Below are 19,598 nucleotides of genomic sequence, written 5' to 3'. Positions count from 1 at the left end.
CGGTGCGCGGTCTGAGCTTTGCTTTTCAGGTTATCTCTTTACCGACCTACGCCTCGTTCCGTGCCGCATTCTTTGCCGCCACCACCGCGTCGAAGACGTCACGCTTGGGTACACCGGCCTCGGCGGCGACCGCGGCGATGGCCTCCTTGCGCCTCTCCCCGGCCTCCTCGCGCACCCGCACCCTGCGCACCAGCTCCTCGTCGTCGACGTCGCCCGGCGCGGCCGCCGGTGCGCCCTCGACCACGATCGTGATCTCGCCACGCACGCCTTCCGCCGCCCAGGCCGCCAGCTCGGCGAGGACGCCACGCTTGACCTCCTCGTACGTCTTGGTCAGCTCCCGGCACACCGCGGCCCGCCGGCCCTCTCCGAACACCTCGGCCATCGCGGCGAGGGTGTCGTCCAGCCGGTGCGGGGCCTCGAAGTAGACGAGCGTGCGCCGCTCGGCCTCGACCTCGCGGAGGCGGCCGAGGCGCTCGCCCGCCTTGCGCGGCAGGAACCCCTCGAAGCAGAACCGGTCGACGGGCAGTCCCGACAGCGCGAGCGCGGTCAGTACGGCGGAGGGGCCGGGGACGGCGGTGACCTTGATGTCCTTGGTCACGGCCGCGGCGACGAGGCGGTATCCGGGGTCGGAGACCGAGGGCATCCCGGCGTCGGTGACCAGCAGCACCCGCTTGCCGGACTCCAGGGCCTCGACCAGCTCGGGGGTGCGGGCGGACTCGTTGCCCTCGAAGTACGACAGCACGCGCCCGGTGGTGTGCACACCGAGCCCCTGGGTGAGCCGGCGCAGCCGCCGGGTGTCCTCTGCGGCGATCACATCGGCCCGCTCCAGCTCGGCCCCGAGGCGCGGCGGGGCGTCGGCGAGGTCGCCGATCGGGGTCCCGGCGAGCACGAGCACGCCGTTGGCGGAGGGGGTCACGGCGGCGCGGGGCTGGTCAGTCGTCACCGGTCCATCCTCTCAGCCGCCCCACGGGACTCGCGCAGGCACTGGGGTTCCCACAGCCGCGTTCCCTACGATGATCCGGTGACCAGTACCGCGACGCCGTCGCCCAGCCCCGCGGGGGCCCCGCCCGTCCCGCCGGGCGGCCGCGGCCCCGACCCCGAGCCGCCCGTCTGGCTCCGCCGCCTGCGCGGCTTCGGCTACGCCCCGCGCGCACGGGGCGCGGACGTCCGCACCCGTCTCGTGCCCGCGTACGCGCGGCCCTCCGAGCAGCTGTGGACGGCGCTCGGCGTGCCCGTCGCGGCGCGCGAGCGCTGGCAGCGCGTCATGGCGTGGGTGGGTCCGCTGCTCGTGACGCTGGTGGCGGGGGTGCTGCGGTTCGCCCACCTCGGCAGCCCGAAGGCGGTGATATTCGACGAGACGTACTACGCGAAGGACGCGTGGGCCACGATCCGGCAGGGCTACGAGGCGAGTTGGCCCAAGGACGTCGACAAGTCGATCCTCGCCGACCCGAACGGGGTCGCGCTGCCGCTGGAGCCCGGCTACGTCGTCCACCCGCCGGTCGGCAAGTGGGTGATCGGCCTCGGCGAGTGGATGTTCGGTTTCGATCCGTTCGGCTGGCGGTTCATGACCGCGGTGCTGGGCACCTTGTCGGTCCTGATGCTGTGCCGGATCGGCCGGCGGCTGTTCCGCTCGACGTTCCTGGGCTGCCTGGCCGGTGCGCTGCTGGCGGTGGACGGGCTGCACCTGGTGATGAGCCGGACCGCGCTGCTCGACCTGGTCCTGATGTTCTTCGTCCTGGCCGCTTTCGGGGCGCTGGTCATCGACCGGGACCGGACGCGGGCGCGGCTCGCGGCGGCGCTGCCCGTGGACGGCGACGGCCGCACCCGGCCGGACGCCGAGGTCGCGCGGACGCTGCGGCTGGGGTGGCGCCCGTACCGGCTCCTGGCGGGCGTCTGCCTGGGCCTGGCGTTCGGCACGAAGTGGAACGGCCTGGTGGTGCTGGCCTTCTTCGGCGTGCTGACGGTGCTGTGGGACGCGGCGGCGCGCCGCACGGCGGGCGCGGGCTCCCCGTACGCGGCGGTGCTGCGCCGGGACGCGCTGCCGGCGTTCCTGTCGACGGTGCCGGTGGCGATCGGCGTCTACCTGGCGTCCTGGACGGGCTGGCTCCTGAGCGCGGACAACGGCAAGGGCGGCTACTTCCGCGACTGGGCCGCCAAGAACGACCGGGGCAGTTCGCTGTCCTGGCTGCCGGAGTGGCTGCGCAGCCTGTGGCACTACGAGACCGAGGTGTACAAGTTCCACGTCGGCCTGACCTCGGGTCACACGTACGAGTCGAACCCGTGGAGCTGGCTCGTGCTGGGCCGGCCCGTCTCCTACTTCTACGAGTCCCCTGCGCCCGGCACGGACGGCTGCCCGGCGACCGCGACGACCAAGTGCGCCCGCGAGGTGCTGGCCATGGGCACTCCGCTGCTGTGGTGGGCGGGCTGCTTCGCGCTGCTGTACGTGCTGTGGCGGTGGTTCTTCCGCCGCGACTGGCGGGCGGGCGCGATCGCGTGCGCGCTGGCCGCGGGCCTGCTGCCGTGGTTCAACTACCAGGAACGCACGATCTTCTACTTCTACGCGGTGGTCTTCGTCCCGTACCTGTGCCTGGCGGTGACGATGATGATCGGCGCCCTCCTGGGCCCGGCGGGCTCCTCGGAGCGCCGCCGCGCCCTGGGCGCGATCGGCGCGGGCGTCCTGGTCCTGCTGATCATCTGGAACTTCATCTACTTCTGGCCGATCTACACGGGCGGGAGCATCCCGCTGGACTCCTGGCGCGGCCGCATGTGGCTGGACACCTGGGTTTGAAGCCCCGTGAGACCTGGGTGAACGCAGGACGGACGTGGTCCGGTGCCGTCAGGGCGCCGGACCTTTCGCGTGGGGGCGAGAATCGGCCAGGACGTTCCGGTCCGGTAACGAGACGTGTCCGCGGGTTTCGCAGCGCGTAAGGTCCACACCAAAAGGTTCTTGAACATGTTCAGGGACTGTGGCCCGGGGAGGGGACGCAAGTGAACGGGGCGGCGAAGGGTGTCATCGTCGGCGGGGTGTTCCTCGCGGCGGTCGGCGGGGCCGGGTGGGGCGTGTACACGCTGGTCGGGGAGGACGTCGCCGGGGCGACGGGCACGGCGGCCACCGCCAAGGAGACCGGTCCCCCGAGCACGAAGGAGACCGAGCAGACCGCAAAGGCCTTCCTCGCCGCCTGGGCCTCGGGGGACTACCGGGCGGCAGCCGACCTGACGAACAACGCGCAGGAGGCGCAGACCGCGGTCGCCGACTTCGCGGCCAAGGCGTACGTGTCGAAGGCCGTGATCACCCCCGGCACGCCGAACGGCACCACCGTGCCGTTCAAGGTCGAGGCGGAGGTGACGTACGAGGGCACGACCAAGCCCCTCGCCTACGACTCCCAGCTGAGCGTCGTACGCGGCGTCTCCACCGGGAAGGCGCTGGTCGACTGGCAGCCGTCGGTCCTCCACCCGCAGCTCCAGAAGGGCGAACGGCTGCGCGTCGGGGCGCCCGCGAGCGCACCGGTCAAGGCCGTGGACCACAGGGGTGAGGAGCTGACGGCGGAGAAGTACCCCTCACTGGGCCCGGTCCTCGCCGAGCTGACGCGGACGTACGGCGCGAAGGCGGGCGGCAAACCCGGTGCGGCGCTGTTCATCGAGCCGGCCGTCGCGGGCGCGCCGCAGCGGACCCTGCTCACCTTGGCGGAGGGCGAGCCCGCGACGCTCACGACGTACCTGGACGCGCGGGTGCAGGCGGCGGCGGAGAAGGCCGTGGGCCGGTACCCGGAGTCCTCGGTGGTCGCCGTCCAGCCCAGCACGGGGCACGTCCTGGCCGTGGCGAACAACCGCAAGGACGGCTTCAACGCGGCGATGCAGGGCGCCCGCGCCCCCGGCTCGACGATGAAGATAGTGACGGCGGCGATGCTGCTCGACCGGGGCAAGGCGGCCGCCGACAAGCCGGCGGAGTGCGTCAAGGAGGCGGCCTGGGGCGGCCGTACGTTCCACAACCTCGGCAACTTCGAGCTGCCCGGCGCGAGTTTCGCGACCAGCTTCGCCAAGTCCTGCAACACCGCCTTCATCAAGCAGATCGACGACGTCAAGGACGACGCGGCGCTGGCGAAGGAGGCGAAGGAGGTCTTCGGCATAGGCCTGGACTGGAAGACGGGCGTCCAGTCGGTCGACGGCAAGGTCCCCGTCACCTCGGGCGCGGAGGCGGCGGCCGAGTACATCGGGCAGGGCAACATCACCATGAACCCGCTGAACGTCGCCTCCCTCACGGCCACGGCGCGCAGCGGGCAGTTCCACCAGCCGCTGCTGGTGCCGGCGGAGCTGGACGGCCGGCCGGTCGCGGCGGCGGCGCGGGGGATGAAGCCGTCGGTGCGGCAGCAGCTGGTGTCGATGATGCGGCTGACCGCGTCGAGCGGGACGGCGGCGGGCACGATGTCCTCGGTCGGCGGCGACAAGGGCGCCAAGACCGGCTCCGCGGAGGTGGACGGCGTCAGCCCGGACAGCTGGTTCACCGGGTTCAGCGACGACGTGGCGGCGGCCGCCATGGTCGAAGCGGGCGGCCACGGCGCGGACGCGGCGGGCCCCGTCGTCGCGGCGGTGCTCCGGGCCTCTTCTTCCTGACGCGGCCCTCGCACCGCTCGGCCCCGGCGGGCCTCCCGGGCTTCGCGCCGCTGCGCCGGACTCCGTCCGGCGGACGCCGGGCGGAGCGGCCGGGCCGGCCGCCGCGGGGGCCCCGCACCAGTCGCGGCGCGGGGATGCCCGGATGAGGGTCAAGGGCCCTCGCGCCGATCAGGGCGCGCGCCGTCCCGGCTGCCGGGCCCCAGCCCCGCCCAGGAGACGGCGGCTGCGGTCGCTGCCGTACGGAACCGCCCCCGCACGGCAGGCGAGGGCCGCCGCGGCACGACGGCCGCGAAGACCGGGCCGGGCAGGGCGTCAGGCCGCCGAAGACCCGCGCCGCGGCACGAAAGCCACGGCCCCCAAGGCTCCAAGGGCAGGCGTCAGGCCGCCGAAGACCCGCGCAGCGGCACGAAGGCCACGGCCCCAAGGGCAGGGCGTCAGGCGGCCGACAGGGATGCGTGCAGGGCGCGGATCAGCGCCTGGGGGCGGGGGTCCGCCGTGACCGACTTGGCCAGGGCGTTCGTGACGTAGCCGAAGCCGATGCCCGCCTCCGCGTCGGCGAACGCCAGGGAGCCGCCCCGGCCCGGGTGGCCGAACGACGCCGGGGACAGCAGGGGCGAGGCCGGGCCGTGCAGCATGTAGCCCGGGCCGAAGCAGGTGTTCACCACCAGCACCCGGTCCGGCCCCGACGACAGCTCGCGGGACGCCAGCGCCGCCGTCCCGGGGGTGAACAGCCGCGCGCCGTCCTCGGTGTCCCCGAGCAGCGCCGCGTAGAACCCGGCCAGTGCCCGCGCCGTCCCGATACCCGCCGAGGCCGGCAGCTCCGCCGCCCGGTACTCGGGGGCGTTCTCGTCCGGCAGCGGGGCTATCGCACCGAAGGCGCGCCGGGTCAGGGAGGACGGGTCCGCGTACGCCTGCGAAACGTTTCGCCGCGGGCGCGTGCGAAGGCCCCCCTCCGGCTCCGGCGGCTCCACGGCCCCGACCCGTCCCACGCGGGCCGCTTCCGCTTCCGGCAGGCCGATCCAGAAGTCCAGCCCGAGCGGGCCGGTGACCTCGCGGGCCAGCCAGCTCCCGATCGATTCCCCGGTCACCCGCAGCACCAGCTCCGACAGCAGCCAGCTGTAGGTCTGCGCGTGGTAGCCGTGCTCCGTGCCCGGTTCCCAGAACGCCTGCTGCCCGGCGACCGCCCGCGCCCCCGAGACCCCGTCGACGGCCTCGGCCGGGTCCAGCGGCCGGTCCAGCGCCGGCACCCCCGCCCGGTGGGCGAGCAGGTCCCGGACCAGCGCGCGGTCCTTGCCGCCCGCCTTGAACTCCGGCCAGTACGCCCCCACCGGCGCGTCGAGGTCCAGCAGCCCCCGCTGGTGGAGCAGCAGCGGCGCCGCCGCCGCCACGCCCTTGGTCGCGGACCGCACCACCTGTGCGGTCCCCTCCTCCCAGGGCCCGCCGCCGTCCGCGTCCTTCGTCCCGGCCCACAGGTCGACGACCCGGCGCCCGTCCCGGTACACGGTGACGGCCGCACCCCGGTCCCCGCGCACCTCGAAGTTGCGTACGAAAGCGTCCCGGACGGGCTCGAAGCCCTCCGCCACCTCACCCTGGATGTTCACGAGCGCTCCAACAATCAGCCGAAGGCACTTATGCCGGCCCCTGCCGCCGCCACCGGCAGCGTCACCGACCGCGGGTCGAAGCCGAACGGCAGCTCCAGCCGGTGCGCCCGCATCAGCTCCTCGTCGCACAGCAGGTCCTGCGTGCGCCCGTCGGCCGCGATGACCCCCTCGCTGAGGACCACCGCGCGCGGGCACAGCTCCAGCGCGTACGGCAGGTCGTGCGTCACCATCAGCACCGTCACGTCCAGCGAACGCAGGATGTCCGCGAGCTCGCGCCGCGACGCCGGGTCCAGGTTGGAGGACGGCTCGTCCAGCACCAGGATCTCCGGCCGCATCGCGAGCACGGTCGCCACCGCCACCCGGCGGCGCTGCCCGAAGGACAGGTGGTGCGGCGGCCGGTCCGCGAAGGCGGCCATCCCCACCTGCTCCAGCGCCTCCTCCACCCGTGCCCGCAGTTCCGCGCCCCGCATCCCGGCCGCCGCCGGTCCGAAGGCCACGTCCTCGCGCACCGTCGGCATGAACAGCTGGTCGTCGGGGTCCTGGAAGACGATCCCGACCCGGCGGCGGACCTCGGCGAAGTTCCGCTTCTCCACGGGCAGCCCGGCCACGCTCACCTTGCCGACGCCACCGCCCAGGATGCCGTTGAGGTGTAGTACGAGGGTGGTCTTGCCCGCGCCGTTCGGGCCGAGCAGCGCCACCCGTTCCCCGCGCCGGACGGTCAGGTCGACGCCGAAGAGCGCCTGGTGCCCGTCGGGGTAGGCGTACGCGAGGCCGGAGACTTCGAGAGAGGGTGCGTCGGTGGTCACAGCGTCCATCCCATCAGACATACGGCGAGGGCCGTCACCGGGAGTGCGGCCGCGTGCGCCCACTGGGCGCGCGAGGCCGCGATGTCTTCGATCACCGGCATCGAGCCGGCGTAGCCGCGGCTGACCATCGCGAGGTAGACCCGCTCGCCGCGCTCGTAGGAACGGATGAACAGCGAGCCGGCGGTCTTGGCCAGCACCCCCCAGTGCCGCACGCCGCGCGCCTCGAAGCCGCGCGAGCGCCGGGCGATGGACATCCGCCGCAGCTCATCGGTGATCACGTCGCCGTACCGGATCATGAAGGTGGCGATCTGGACCAGCAGCGGCGGCAGTTTCAGCCGCTGCAGGCCGAGCAGCAGCGCCCGCAGTTCGGTCGTCGACGCGAGCAGCACCGAGGCGGCCACCCCGAGAGTGCCCTTGGCCAGCACGTTCCAGGCGCCCCACAGGCCGGAGACGCTCAGCGACACGCCGAGCACCTCCACCCGCTCGCCCTGCGCCACGAAGGGCATGAGGACCGCGAAGGCGACGAACGGGACTTCGATCAGCAGCCGCCGCAGCAGGAAGCCGGCCGGGATCCGGGCCGCCGCCGCGGCGGCGGCGAGCAGGACGGCGTAGAGGGCGAACGCCCACACCGCCTCGCGGGGCGTGGAGACGACGACCACCACGAAGGCGAAGGCGGCGGCGAGCTTGCACTGCGGCGGCAGCGCGTGCACCGCCGAGTGCCCGTGGCGGTAGAGCTTGTGGCTGTGGCCCGCGCCCATGTCAGCCGGCGGCCGAGGTCGAGGTGGCCGTGAGGTCCTCCGCGCGGCGGCGGCGCACGGTCCAGAAGATCCCGGTGCCGACGGCGACGGTCGCACCGACGCCGATGACGCCCGCGAGACCGCCGGACAGACGGGTGTCGGTGACGTCCTTGACGCTGTAGTCGGCGAGCGGGGAGCCTGCGGCGGCGTGCTGTCGCTCGTTGCGGTCGATGCCCTTGTCGGCGGCGACCTTCTCCAGGCCGTCCGGGCTGGCGGAGGCGTAGTACGAGACGAACCCGGCGAGCACGAGGGCGGTGAGCAGCCCGGTGATCCACACGGGCCTGGTGGAGCGGGGGCCGCCGACGGGCGCGGCGGGCGCGGTGGCGGGCGCGTCGACGAGTTCACCGCCGACGCGCAGCTTGAGCGGCGTGCTCAGCCCGCGCGCGCCGTGCACCAGGTCGGGGCGTACCGCGAGGACCGCGCCCACCGTCGCGGCGGTGATGACCGCCTCGCCGAGGCCGATGAGGACGTGCACGCCGACCATGGCGGTGAACACCTTGCCGAGCGGTACGTCGGTGGTGCCGCCGAGGGCGTAGAAGAGGGTGAACATGACGGCCGCGCCGGGTACGGACAGCAGGGCGCCGGTGAAGGCGGCGGCGGTGACCGAGCGGCGGGTCTTGGGCAGCACCTTCACCAGGGTGCGGAACACGGCGTAGGCGACGACGACGGTGACGACGGCCATGTTCATGACGTTGACGCCGAGGGCGGTCAGACCGCCGTCGGCGAAGAGCACGCCCTGCATGAGCAGCACCACCGACACGCAGAGCACCCCGGTGTAGGGGCCGACGAGTATCGCCGCGAGCGCTCCGCCGAGCAGGTGTCCGCTGGTGCCGGCGGCGACGGGGAAGTTCAGCATCTGCACGGCGAAGATGAAGGCCGCCACCAGCCCGGCGAGCGGCGCGGCGCTGTCTTCGAGCTCACGGCGGGCGCCGCGGAGGCTGACGGCCACCGCTCCGGCGGCTGCGACACCTGCGGCTATGGAGACGGGGGCATCGATGAAGCCGTCGGGCACGTGCATGGGTTTGGCTCCGCTTCCTGCGGTTGACTCGCGACACTGTTTAACCGTTCAAGAATAGTGCCCAGTTGCAAACCGTTGGCAAGAGCGCGCACCGCACGAATAGAAGCGGGCGGTTTCGTGGAAATGTGCGAGGCTGGGGGGCATACGGACCCATATGTCCCGATATGGAGGAGTCTTGGAGATGTCAGCCACCGCCGAGAATCCCCACGCGACGGCCACCGCGACCGCAGTCGAGGAACGGGTCCGCGCCCGCGTGATCACCGACGATCCGCTCTACCGCGCCATTCCGGTCGCCCTTCGCTTCACGCCCGACGAGCCGCTCGCCGTCCGGATCGTCTTCCCCGCCGGCGTCTCCCCCGAGGGCACCGACAACGAGTGGGTCTTCCCCCGCGCCCTGCTGGAGGCGGGCCTGCTGGCCCCGAGCGGGACGGGCGACGTACGCATCTGGCCCTGCGGCCGGGTGCAGGTGATCGTGGAGTTCCACTCGCCCGAGGGCGTGGCCGTCGTCCAGTTCGACAGCGCCGCGCTGCGCCGCTTCCTGCGCCGTACGTTCGCGGCGGCCCGCTAGCCGGCGGACGCGGAACGGAACGGACCGGCCCCGCACCACCTGGCGATCAGGCGGTGCGGGGCCGGTCGTCCACCCGGGCGTCGTCCACCCGGGCATCGCTCCTGCGGGCGTCGTTCACCCGTGCGGTGCAACGTCAGGCGTCGACCAGCTCCCGGTCCTTGTCCGGACCGTGCGCGGCCTCCCCGAGGTGTTTGCGCAGGCTCTCGCCCTCCACGTCCACGTTCGGCAGGATGCGGTCGAGCCACTTCGGCAGCCACCACGCCTTGTGCCCGAGCAGCGCGAGCACCGCCGGGACGATGGCCATGCGGACCACGAAGGCGTCGAAGAGGACGGCCACGGCCAGGCCGAAGCCGATCATCTTGACCATCGCGTCGCTGGCTCCGAGGAAGCCGGAGAAGACGGCGATCATGATGACGGCGGCGGCCACGACCACGCGGGCGCTGTACTGGAAGCCGGTCACCACAGCCTGGCCCGGGCGCTCGCCGTGGACGTACGCCTCACGCATCCGGGTGACGAGGAAGACCTCGTAGTCCATGGCCAGGCCGAAGACCACGCCGACCATGAAGATCGGCATCATCGACATGATCGGACCGGTCTGCTCCACCCCGAAGAGCGAGCCCAGCCAGCCCCACTGGAAGACGGCGACGACCGCGCCGAGGGCGGCGACGACCGACAGCAGGAAGCCGAGGGCCGCCTTGAGCGGGACCAGGACCGAGCGGAAGACCAGCATCAGCAACAGGAAGGCGAGGCCGACCACGAGCGCCAGGTAGGGCAGCAGCGCGTCGTTCATCTTCTGCGAGAAGTCGATGTTCATCGCGGTCTGGCCGCTGACGAACACGTCCTTGCCGTTGCCCTCGCGGATCGAGTGGACCAGGTCCTCGGTCTCGACGGAGGACGGACGGTCCTTCGGGATGACGCTGACGATCGCCGCGTCCTTGGCCCCGTTCTGGACCGGCGGCATCACGACCGCCACCCCGTCCAGGCCCTTGATCCGCTCGGCGGTCTTGTCGGCGAGCGCCTTGTCGCCGTCGACGACCACCATCAGCGGGCCGTTGAAGCCGGGGCCGAAGCCCTCGGACAGCAGGTCGTAAGCCCTGCGCTGGCTGGTGGAGGTCGGCTTCGCGCCGTCGTCCGGCAGGCCCATCTCCAGCTTGCTCGCCGGGATCGCGACAGCGCCGAGGCCGATGAGGCCGGCCAGCAGCACGATGACCGGGCGGCGCAGGACGAAGCGGGCCCAGCGGGTGCCGCCGTTGGCCTTGGGCTCGGCGCCGGCCGGCTTGCCCTTGCCGAACAACCGGCTCTTGGTACCGGCCGGGAGGACCTTCTTGCCCGCGAAGCCGAGGATGGCCGGGACCAGGGTGAGGGCGACGAGGACGGCGATGACGACGGTGCCGGCGGCCGCGAAGCCCATCTTCGTCAGCATCGGGATGTTGACGACGGCCAGGCCCACCAGGGCGATGACCACGGTCAGACCGGCGAACACCACGGCGGAACCAGCGGTTCCGGCGGCCCGGCCCGCGGCCTCGTCGCGCTCGCGGCCCTCGGCGAGCTCCGCGCGGTAGCGGGAGACGATGAAGAGGGCGTAGTCGATGCCGACGGCGAGGCCGATCATCATCGCGAGGGTGGAGGTGGTGGAGCCGAGGTCCAGCACGTTGGCGAGCGCGGTGATGGAGGAGACGCCGATGCCCACGCCGATCAGCGCGGTCAGCAGCGGCAGTCCGGCCGCGATCAGCGAGCCGAAGGTGATGACCAGGACGACGGCCGCGATCAGGATGCCGATGACCTCGCCGGAGCCGGTCTCGGGAGCCTCCATCAGCGCGTCACCGCCGATCTCGACGGTCAGCCCGGCCGCCTGGGCGTCCTTGCCGGACTCCTTGAGCGCCTCACGCGTCGCGTCGGTCAGCTCCATGCCGCTGACCTTGTACTTGGTGCTGATGTAGGCGGTACGGGAGTCCTGGCTGATCGCCTTGGACTGGTACGGGTCGTCGACCGACGCGATCTGGGCGGCGCCGGCGCCGCCCTTGAGACCGGAGACGATCTTCTCGACCTGGGCCTTGGGGGCCGGGTCGGTGACCTTGGCCCCGTCCGGGGCCTTGATGACGATGCGGGCGGTCGCGCCGTTGGCGGTCATGCCCGGGAAGCGCTGCTCCAGCAGGTCGAAGGCCTTCTGGGCCTCCGTGCCGGGTATGGAGAACGAGCCTGAGGTGGGGGCGGACGCCGTCGCCGCGCCGAAGCCGGCGGCGAACAGCAGTGCCACCCAGAGGAGGGCGACGAAGCGACGGCGCCGGAAGGCGCCCCTGCCGAGTCGGTAGAGGAAGGTGGCCACGTCGGTGGTTCTCCCGTTCGGGTCGTGGAAGGGGTGGGGGCGCCGTGAGGCACCCCCCGAGGGCATGGAGAGCCGGCCCGACGACGAGAGCGGCGTGTCAGGAGCAGCGGACCACCCCGGGGAGGGTGGGCGGAGAGGTCAGACGCCGAGGGCGGGGAACACCACGGCGTCGATGAAGCGGCCGAGGAAAGCCCGGTCGACCGAGCGGTCCTCGATCAGCGGGAGCGCGATGAACGCCCCGATGAGCATGTGCGGTACGAAGTCGAGCGCCGGACAGTCCGGGGCGATCTCGCCCCGGTCCACCGCGCGCCGCAGCATGACCTGCAAACCGTTGAGTTCGGGGTCCACCAGCAGGTCGCGCAGCGCCTTGTGGAGCTCCGGGCTCTCGTGGACCGCGTGGGCCAGGCCCCGCATCAGGGCGGTGTCCTTGGCCATCTGCGCGTCGTCGGAGTGCTCGACCATGAGGGCGAGGTCCCCGCGCAGACTGCCGGTGTCGATCTCCCGCAGGGAGACCGGCTGGGTGCACCGCAGGGCCTTGGCGACCAGCTCCGGCTTGCTCCCCCACTGGCGGTAGAGGGTCGCCTTGCTGGACCTCGTGCGGGCGGCGACCGCGTCCATGGTCAGCGCCTCGTAGCCGACCTCGCGCAGGAGGTCCAGGACCGCCCCGTGGAGTTCGGCTTCCCGTTCGGGGGTGATCCGGGTGCGCCGCGACGAGACCTCTTCGAGCATCTCCGCACCTCCCATCCGAACGGAACCGTTTCGTACACGTCGAACCATACCCCTCGCGCCCAACGAAACGAAACCGTTCCGTTTCGATCGGGCGAGGTGGCATGGATCACCTGTACGAGTTGCCAGGGCCCCTCCGCACGGAAAGCATTGGGGGGTGAGTCACGACGGCGCGTACCTCCGATACCCGCACCTGCACGACGACCTCCTGTGCTTCGCCACCGAAGACGACCTCTGGGTGGCGCCCCTCGTCCCGGCCGGCGCCGACGCCGGCCGGGCCTGGCGGATCACCGTCGACCGGACGCGGGTCGGGCACCCGCGCTTCTCCCCCGACGGGCGCCACATCGCCTTCACCACCTGGCGCAGCCTCGACCCGGAGATCCACCTCGCCCCCGTGGACGGCGGGCCCGCCCGCAGACTCAGCTACTGGGGCTCCACCGACACCCGGGTCTGCTGCTGGACCCCGCCGGACAAGGACGGCCGCAGCGACATCCTGGCCGTCTCCTCGCACGGCCAGCCCTTCTCCTACTACTCCTGGGCCTACTGCCTGCCCACCGACGGCAGCCCCGGCGGCCGGCTCCCCTGGGGCCCGGTCTCCGACATCGCCGTCCAGGACGTCCCGGGCGCGAACGGCGCGCCCGAGCGGCGCACCCTGCTGCTCACCGGCAAGCCGCCGCACGAACCGGCGGCCTGGAAGCGCTACCGGGGCGGCGCCACCGGCCGGCTCTGGCTGCACGGTACCCGGCTGCTGGAGGACATCGAGGGCCACCTCGACTCGCCCATGTTCGTGGACGGCCGGATCGCCTTCCTCTCCGACCACGAGGGGATCGGCAACCTCTACTCCTGCCTGCCCGACGGCACCGACCTGCGACGCCACACCGACCACGAGGAGTTCTACGCCCGCCACGCCTCCAGCGACGGCGCCCGGGTCGTCTACCAGTGCGCGGGCGACCTGTGGCTCGTGGACTCGCTGGCCGCCGACGCCTCCCCGCGGCGGCTCGACGTCCGCCTCGGCGGCCCGCGCGCGGGACGGCGCACGTACCAGGTACCGGCCGCCAGCCACGTCGACTCGCTCTCCGTCGACACCACCGGCCGGGCCAGCGCCGTCGTCGTGCGCGGCAGCCTGTACTGGCTCACCCACCGCGACGGCCCTGCCCGCACCATCGCCGACACCCCCGGCGTGCGCGTGCGGCTGCCCGAGATGCTCGGCAGCGGCGGGCAGGTCGCGTACGTGACGGACGCCGAGGGCGAGGACGCCATCGAGATCGCCTACCTGCCCCGGGCCTCCGGGCCGCGGCAGCCCCGCCGGCTGGCCTCCGGGAAGCTCGGCCGGGTCCTGGAACTGGTGTCCGACCCGGACGGGGAGCGCCTGGCCATCGCCTCGAACGACGGGCGGCTGCTGCTCATCGACACCACGGAGGAGCCGGAGGCCGGCGAAGCGGTGGAGGGCTCCGACGGCCCCGAAAGCGCAGAAGGCTCCGGCGGCTCCGGCGGCGAGGTCACCGAGCTGGTGCGGTCCGTCAACGGGCCCGTCAACGACCTGGCGTTCTCGCCCGACGGCTGCTGGCTGACCTGGTCGCACCCCGGCATCGGACGGTCGCTGCGCCAGATCAAGATGGCGCGCATCGCCGGCCCCGGCCCCCGCACGGTCGTCGACGTCACCAACGGCCGCTTCGAGGACGAGAACCCGGTCTTCACCCGGGACGGCCGCTACCTCGCCTTCCTGTCCTGGCGCGGCTTCGACCCGGTGTACGACGTGCACACCGGCGACCTGTCCTTCCCGCTGGGCTGCCGCCCGTACCTGGTGCCGCTGTCCTCGGCCACGCCCTCGCCGTTCGCGTTCACCCCCGACGGCAGGCCCGCCGCGGGCGGACTCGACCCGGTGGAGGGCGAGTCGGGCGAGGGCGACGGCGCGGTGACGGTGGAGGTGGAGGGGCTGGAGAGCCGGGTGACGCCCTTCCCGGTGGCCGCGTCCAAGTACTCCGCCCTGTACCCGGTGCACGGCGGCGGGCTGGTCTGGCTGCGCTGGCCGATCTCGGGCGCGCTCGGCGAGACCTTCGCCAACCCCGCGGACATGACCGGCAAGCCGACGCTGGAGTACTTCGACATCACCAAGGCGCGCAAGACCGAACTGGCCTCCGGGCTGGACTGGTTCGCGGTCAGCGGCGACGGCACCCGGCTGGTGGTCAACGACGACGGCGATCTGCGGGCGGTCCCCGCGACCGAGTCGGGCGACAGCGACTCCACCGTCTACCTGGACCTGCGGCGCATCCTCCACGAGGTCGACCCGGCCGCCGAATGGCGCCAGGCCTTCGAGGAGGCGGGCCGGCTGATCCGCGCCTACTTCTGGGAGCCGGACATGTGCGGCGTCGACTGGGACGGGGTACTGCGCCAGTACCGCCCCCTGGTCGAACGGGTCGCCTCGCCCGACGAGTTCGCGGACCTGCTGCGCGAGGTGCTCGGCGAGCTCGGCACCTCGCACGCCTACGTGTCCCCCGCGCGCCGCAACGAGGGGCCCCCGCACTACCAGCGGGCCATCGGCCTCCTCGGTGCCAACCTGGTCCCCCGCGACGGGGCCTGGGTCGTCTCGCGGATCCTGCCCGGCGAGTCCTCGGACTCCAAGGCCCGTTCCCCGCTCGCCGGTACCGGCATCCGCGAGGGCGCGGCCCTCACCCACGTCGACGGCCGCCCGGTCGACCCGGTGGCGGGTCCGTACCCCCTGCTGTCGGCGGCGGGCGGCACCACGGTCGAGCTGACCTTCGAGCCGGCCGAGGGCGAGGGCCGGGCGCGCCGGGTCGCGGTCGTCCCGCTCATCGACGAAAGGCCCCTGCGCTACCAGGACTGGGTCTCCAAGCGGCGGGCGGTGGTCCGTGAGCTCAGCGGCGGCAAGTGCGGCTACCTCCACATCCCCGACATGGGCGGCTCGGGGTGGGCCCAGTTCAACCGGGACCTGCGCATGGAGATGTCGCGGCCCGCGCTGATCGTGGACGTGCGCGGCAACGCGGGCGGGCACATCAGCGAGCTGGTGGTGGAGAAGCTGACCCGGTCGATCCTCGGCTGGGACCTCACCCGGGGCGCGCAGCCGGTGTCGTACGCCTCGAACGCGCCCCGGGGTCCGATCGTGGCCCTGGCCGACGAGGCGACCTCCTCCGACGGGGACATGATCACGGCGGCGTTCAAGCTGCTGGGGCTCGGGCCGGTCGTCGGCCAGCGCACCTGGGGCGGGGTGGTCGGGATGACCGGCCGGCACACCCTGGGGGACGGCACGGTGATCACCGTCCCGATGAACGCGGCGTGGTTCCCGGAGTACGGCTGGTCGGTGGAGAACCACGGCGTGGAGCCGGACCTCGCGATCCTGCGCACCCCGCTCGACTGGGCGGAGGGGCGGCACGCGCAGCTGGACGACGCCGTGCACCTGGCGCTGGAGCTCCTGGAGCAGGACCCTGCGGCGGTCCCGCCGGGCTACGAGGACGTGCCTGACCTGCGCCGCCCGAAGCTGCCGCCGAGGGCGTAGGCGCGGGGGCGGCCCGCCCGGGCGGGCCGCCCCCGGCGGCCCCGGGCTCCCGCGCCTCCGTGCCCCGGGCCCCGAGCCCCCTCGCTCCCGGCCCCCCGCGCCCCTCGGCCTTGCCGGTCAGGCGCGCGGCGCGGCCGCCGTCCGCTCCTGCTCGTCGGCAGCGCCCCCCGCGCCCACCAGCCCCCGCGGGATGCCGGCCAGCCGGGGCTCGAAGTGCCGCATCTCCCGCCGGCCGCCGGCCGCGATGAGCGCCGGCAGGTAGCCCCGTACGCCCTGCGTGCCCCGCAGCCACCACTGCGCGTACACGTGCGCCGAGCGCCTCTCGATGCCGGCCACGATCCGGTCGACGGCCGGGCCGAGCGGGTAGGTGCGGTTCGCCGGCCACGGCAGCCGGCCGCGCAGCTCCCGCATGACCTCGTCCTGGTCGGCGCCGCGCACCATGTCGGTGTCGGTCCAGGAGAGGTAGCCGACGCCCACTTTCACGCCCCTGTAGCCGACCTCGGCGCGCAGGCAGTGCGCGAACGCCTCGACCCCGGACTTGGACGCGCAGTACGCCGTCATCATGGGCGCCGGGGTGATCGCCGCGAGGGAGGCGATCTGGAGGAAGTACCCGCGGCTCTCGGTCAGTACGGGCAGGAACGCGCGGGCGGTCACGGCTCCGCCGATCAGGTTGACCTCGATCACCCGGCGCCAGGCGTCGGGATCGGAGTCGGCGAACGGCCCGCCGGAGGCGACGCCCGCGTTGGCGACGACGACGTCCACCTTGCCGAAGCGCTGCTTGACCTCCTGCGCGACGCGGGCCATCGCCTCGTGGTCGGTGACGTCGGCGTGCCAGTGGGCGCTGTCGGTGTGCAGCCGCTCGGAGACCTCCTTGAGGGCCTCCGGCTCCAACCCGACCAGGGCGACCTTCGCGCCGCGCGCGGACAGCTTGCGGGCCAGCAGTTCACCGACCCCGCGAGCGGCACCGGTGACGACGGCGACCTGGCCTTCCAGGCTCCTGCGAGTGCTCACGGCGTCTTCTCCTTCGGGGCGGCCTGCGGGGTGTCGGGGCGGTGCTGCGCCGGGCGGCGGGCGGCCAGCTCGCGTATCACGCGGATGACGGCGTCCGGCGCCTCGATCGGGGTCATGTGGCCCATGCCGGGCAGCTCGGTGAGGCCGGTGCAGTCGGGCAGCGCGGCGGCGAGGGCGCGGGCGTGCAGGATCGGGGTCAGCCGGTCTTCGGTGCCGCCGATGACGGCGGTGGGCACGGTCAGCGCGGCCAGGCCGGCCTCCAGGTCGAGCCCGGCGAGCACCTGCGACCAGGCGTGCCGGACGCCGGTGGGGCAGCCGTGCACGATGCGGGCGCAGGCCTCGATCTGGTCCGGCGTGGCGGCGGGGCCCATGGTGGCGTACCTCAGCACGCGCTTGCCGACCGGCGTGACGGGCCCGAGGGGGGCGCGGGACGCGAGGATCGCGCCGGTGATACGGGTCCGGGCGCGTCCGGCGGGCACCGGCAGCACCAGTGCCTCCGCGACGAGCCGCGAGCTGCCGGTGCTGCACAGCAGGGCGGCCGCCACGCGCTCGGCGAAGCCCGGCCGCCCGGCGGCGGCCATGATCGTCATGCCGCCCATGGAGTGGCCCGCGACGACGGCCCGTTCACCGGGGGCGAGGGTGGCGTCCAGCACCGCGAGGAGGTCGTCGGCGAGCGCGGCGGTGGAGTACCAGCGCCCGGCGGGGCTGCGGCCGTGGCCCCGCTGGTCGTAGGCGATGACCCGGTGGTCCCGGGCCAGGTCGCGTATCTGGGCGGCCCAGAAGGCGGTGGAGCAGGTCCAGCCGTGGGAGAGCACCACGGGCGGGGCGCCCTCGTCGCCGTGGACCTCGACGTGCAGCCGGGCCCCGTCGGCGGAGACGGCGACCAGTTCGCGCCCGGCGGGCGGGGGCGCGTACCGGCCGGAGGTGACGTGCGCCGGGCGCCTCATGCCGCGCCCTCCTCGACGGGAGCGGGGGCGGCGGCGGGGGCGTCGGCCGCAGCGGCGGGACCGGCGGGCGCCGGGACCACGGCCTTGGCGGCGGCGACCCGGTCGCGGTCCCGGACGCGTACGACCTCGTACTCCGCGAGGTCGACGGAACGCGTCTCGCGCCGGAACTCGCCCGTGGTGCCCGGCCAGACGGTCGTGTTGCGGCCGCTCGGGTCCAGGTACCAGCTGGTGCAGCCGCCGGTGTTCCAGACCGTCCGCTCCATGCGGGCCTGGACGCGCCGGTTCCAGGCGCCGACCGCCGAGGGCCTGGCGGCGAGGGCGGCCCGCCCGCCGAGCACGTTCAGCTGACGCAGGTAGTCGGCCATGTAGTTCAGCTGCGACTCGATCATGAGGATCATCGAGCTGTTGCCGAGCCCCGTGTTCGGCCCGATGATCGTCATCCAGTTGGGGAAGCCGGCCGCCGTCGCCCCGCGCAGGGCCTGCATCCCGTCCTTCCACGCGTCCGCGAGCGTCCCGCCCCCGGCACCCACCACCCGGTCGGCGATCGGCATGTCGGTGACGTGGAAGCCCGTGCCGAAGATGACGGCGTCCACCTCGGCCTCGGTCCCGTCCGCCGCCACGAGCGTGCTGCCGCGGACCTCCGCGAGTCCGGAGGCCACCAGGTCCACGTTGGGCCGGGCGAGCGCCGGGTAGTACTCGCTGGACAGCAGGATCCGCTTGCAGCCGATCCGGTAGGAGGGGGTCAGCTTGTCCCGCAGCTGCGGGTCCTTGATCGAGCGCGCCATGTTGGCCTTGGCCAGGGACTCGATCAGCCCGAGCTGGTTCGGCCGCTTGGTGAAGGCGCTGACCTGGAGTTCGCGGATCCCCCACAGCAGCCCGCGCCGCGCCGCCCGGGTGAACGGCAGTTGGCGGTGCAGCCAGCGCTCGGCGGTGGAGATCGCCCGGTCCGTCCGGGGCATCACCCACGGCGGGGTGCGCTGGAACAGCGTCAGGCGCTCCACGTCGGGGGCGATGGCGGGGACGATCTGGATCGCCGATGCGCCGGTGCCGATCATCGCGACGCGCTTGCCGCGCAGGTCGTAGTCGTGGTCCCAGCGGGCGGAGTGGAAGACCTTGCCCGGGAACGTGTCCAGGCCCGGGACCTCCGGCATCTTCGGGTCCGACAGCGGCCCGGTCGCCGACACGACGACGTCGGCGGTCAGTTCACCCGCGGAGGTCTCGATCTCCCAGCGCAGCTCGTCGGCGTCCCAGCGCATCATCCGGACCTCGCTGTCCAGCCGGATGTGCGGGCGCAGCCCGAAGGTGTCGGCGACGTGTTCCAGGTACGCGCGGATGGCGGGCTGCCCGGAGAAGGTCCGGGGCCAGTCCGGGTTGGGGGCGAAGGAGAACGAGTACAGGTGCGAGGGGACGTCGCACGCGCACCCGGGATAGCTGTTGTCGCGCCAGGTGCCGCCGACGGAGCCGGCCCGTTCCAGTACGACGAAGTCGGTGATCCCTTCGCGCCGCAACCGTACCGCGGCGCCCAGCCCGCCGAACCCGGAGCCGATCACCGCCACCCGCACATGTTCGCGCCCGTCCATGCCGCCCATGCCCGCCCGCCTTCCGCTTCCACTGTCCCAGCCGCACCATCACCGAACACTGCCAGCAATCACTGGCACAATCGGGAGAGTAGA

14 protein-coding genes are annotated in these 19,598 nt (G+C 73.3%); 4 read left to right on the top strand and 10 right to left on the bottom strand.

Features of this window, described 5'->3' with window-relative positions; all coding sequences use genetic code 11:
• Positions 1-46: 46 nt before the first annotated feature.
• A complete protein-coding gene (rsmI, locus tag ACIA6C_RS25955; RefSeq protein WP_399279330.1) occupies positions 47-943 on the bottom strand; it encodes a 16S rRNA (cytidine(1402)-2'-O)-methyltransferase in 897 nt (298 codons plus the stop codon).
• Between the two features lie 78 nt (positions 944-1,021).
• Between rsmI and ACIA6C_RS25950 the strand changes: the two genes are divergently transcribed.
• Together ACIA6C_RS25950 and ACIA6C_RS25945 are read left to right on the top strand one after the other, a co-directional pair.
• Entirely contained in the window at positions 1,022-2,788 is a 1,767-nt protein-coding gene (locus ACIA6C_RS25950) for a dolichyl-phosphate-mannose--protein mannosyltransferase (RefSeq protein ID WP_399279328.1), read from the top strand.
• Between the two features lie 200 nt (positions 2,789-2,988).
• The gene (locus ACIA6C_RS25945; RefSeq protein ID WP_399279326.1) at positions 2,989-4,611 is read left to right on the top strand and encodes a penicillin-binding transpeptidase domain-containing protein; all 1,623 of its coding nucleotides are present in this window, start codon (positions 2,989-2,991) and stop codon (positions 4,609-4,611) included.
• A gap of 434 nt (positions 4,612-5,045) precedes the next feature.
• Here ACIA6C_RS25945 and ACIA6C_RS25940 read toward each other — a convergent pair whose 3' ends face one another.
• Genes ACIA6C_RS25940 through ACIA6C_RS25925 form a run of 4 tightly spaced genes read right to left on the bottom strand, consistent with a single transcriptional unit; the run spans position 5,046 to position 8,833 of the window.
• Positions 5,046-6,212: a serine hydrolase domain-containing protein gene (locus tag ACIA6C_RS25940; RefSeq protein WP_399279324.1), complete on the bottom strand. Its 1,167-nt coding sequence runs from the start codon at positions 6,210-6,212 to the stop codon at positions 5,046-5,048.
• Between the two features lie 14 nt (positions 6,213-6,226).
• Positions 6,227-7,039, bottom strand: coding sequence for an energy-coupling factor ABC transporter ATP-binding protein (locus ACIA6C_RS25935; RefSeq protein WP_399279322.1), 813 nt, complete (start codon positions 7,037-7,039; stop codon positions 6,227-6,229).
• Positions 7,015-7,776, bottom strand: a complete 762-nt coding sequence (cbiQ, locus tag ACIA6C_RS25930) for a cobalt ECF transporter T component CbiQ (RefSeq protein ID WP_399279320.1) — start codon at positions 7,774-7,776, stop codon at positions 7,015-7,017. The genes ACIA6C_RS25935 and cbiQ overlap by 25 nt, the downstream gene beginning before the upstream one ends.
• A gap of 1 nt (position 7,777) precedes the next feature.
• Entirely contained in the window at positions 7,778-8,833 is a 1,056-nt protein-coding gene (locus tag ACIA6C_RS25925; protein ID WP_399279318.1) for an energy-coupling factor ABC transporter permease, read from the bottom strand.
• A 181-nt stretch (positions 8,834-9,014) separates the two neighbouring features.
• On the opposite strand from ACIA6C_RS25925, the gene ACIA6C_RS25920 reads away from it, so the two are divergent.
• Entirely contained in the window at positions 9,015-9,401 is a 387-nt protein-coding gene (locus tag ACIA6C_RS25920; protein WP_366083280.1) for an SsgA family sporulation/cell division regulator, read from the top strand.
• A gap of 133 nt (positions 9,402-9,534) precedes the next feature.
• On the opposite strand, the gene ACIA6C_RS25915 is transcribed toward ACIA6C_RS25920, so the two are convergent.
• Together ACIA6C_RS25915 and ACIA6C_RS25910 are read right to left on the bottom strand one after the other, a co-directional pair.
• Positions 9,535-11,727, bottom strand: coding sequence for an MMPL family transporter (locus ACIA6C_RS25915; RefSeq protein WP_399279315.1), 2,193 nt, complete (start codon positions 11,725-11,727; stop codon positions 9,535-9,537).
• Between the two features lie 138 nt (positions 11,728-11,865).
• Positions 11,866-12,456 (bottom strand): TetR/AcrR family transcriptional regulator, encoded by a 591-nt coding sequence (locus ACIA6C_RS25910; protein ID WP_399279313.1) that lies wholly within the window; start codon positions 12,454-12,456, stop codon positions 11,866-11,868.
• Between the two features lie 154 nt (positions 12,457-12,610).
• On the opposite strand from ACIA6C_RS25910, the gene ACIA6C_RS25905 reads away from it, so the two are divergent.
• Positions 12,611-15,967: a S41 family peptidase gene (locus ACIA6C_RS25905; RefSeq protein ID WP_399279311.1), complete on the top strand. Its 3,357-nt coding sequence runs from the start codon at positions 12,611-12,613 to the stop codon at positions 15,965-15,967.
• A gap of 117 nt (positions 15,968-16,084) precedes the next feature.
• Here ACIA6C_RS25905 and ACIA6C_RS25900 read toward each other — a convergent pair whose 3' ends face one another.
• Genes ACIA6C_RS25900 through ACIA6C_RS25890 form a run of 3 tightly spaced genes read right to left on the bottom strand, consistent with a single transcriptional unit; the run spans position 16,085 to position 19,505 of the window.
• Positions 16,085-16,978, bottom strand: a complete 894-nt coding sequence (locus tag ACIA6C_RS25900) for an SDR family oxidoreductase (protein WP_399279309.1) — start codon at positions 16,976-16,978, stop codon at positions 16,085-16,087.
• Complete coding sequence (locus ACIA6C_RS25895; protein ID WP_399279307.1) at positions 16,975-17,925, bottom strand: alpha/beta fold hydrolase; 951 nt, start codon at positions 17,923-17,925, stop codon at positions 16,975-16,977. The genes ACIA6C_RS25900 and ACIA6C_RS25895 overlap by 4 nt, the downstream gene beginning before the upstream one ends.
• Positions 17,922-19,505: a flavin-containing monooxygenase gene (locus ACIA6C_RS25890; RefSeq protein ID WP_399279523.1), complete on the bottom strand. Its 1,584-nt coding sequence runs from the start codon at positions 19,503-19,505 to the stop codon at positions 17,922-17,924. The genes ACIA6C_RS25895 and ACIA6C_RS25890 overlap by 4 nt, the downstream gene beginning before the upstream one ends.
• Positions 19,506-19,598: the final 93 nt, after the last annotated feature.

Origin of the sequence: Streptomyces sp. NPDC051578 (assembly GCF_044454045.1) — a bacterium.
Lineage (GTDB): Bacteria > Actinomycetota > Actinomycetes > Streptomycetales > Streptomycetaceae > Streptomyces.
The sequence above is the reverse complement of the archived record's forward strand: the minus strand, read 5'-3'. Positions and strand labels throughout refer to the sequence as shown.